This is a genomic window from Flavivirga aquatica, assembly GCF_001747085.1.
Classification (GTDB): domain Bacteria; phylum Bacteroidota; class Bacteroidia; order Flavobacteriales; family Flavobacteriaceae; genus Algibacter_C; species Algibacter_C aquatica.
Genome location: NZ_MDJD01000031.1, coordinates 1 through 424, shown reverse-complemented (window position 1 = coordinate 424; position 424 = coordinate 1). Strand labels below are relative to the sequence as shown.

1 protein-coding gene is annotated in these 424 nt (G+C 29.5%); it reads left to right on the top strand.

The window, feature by feature from the left end; translation table 11 throughout:
* Nucleotides 1–424, top strand: a 424-nt coding sequence (locus A8C32_RS06310; RefSeq protein WP_240491701.1) for a DDE-type integrase/transposase/recombinase, incomplete at both ends; no start/stop codon positions are given.

Genomic DNA, 424 nt, shown 5'->3' with positions numbered 1-424 from the left:
TTTATAGTAGATCCTATATAGCCTTTTTAATGAAAGAATTAGGTTTAAAAAGTGTGTTAAGTAAAAAGTATAAAGTAATGACTACTAATTCTAATCACGATTTTCCAATAGCGGAAAATATATTAAATAGGGGTTTTACTAGTAGTCAATTAGGCGAAAAATGGGTCTCAGATATTACTTATATTAAAGTAGGAAGCGGGTGGAATTACCTAACAACTATTTTAGATTTAGCGGATAGAAAAATAGTAGCTTGGACTTTAAGTGCAGACATGACTACGAAAAACATGGTTTATAAAGCTTGGGTATTAGCTAGAGAAAAAAGAAAAATAACTAATAACCATATTTTTCATTCAGATAGAGGTGTGCAATATGCATCTAATAAGATGGTTAGTTTATTAAACCTAAGCTCTAAAATAACACAGAG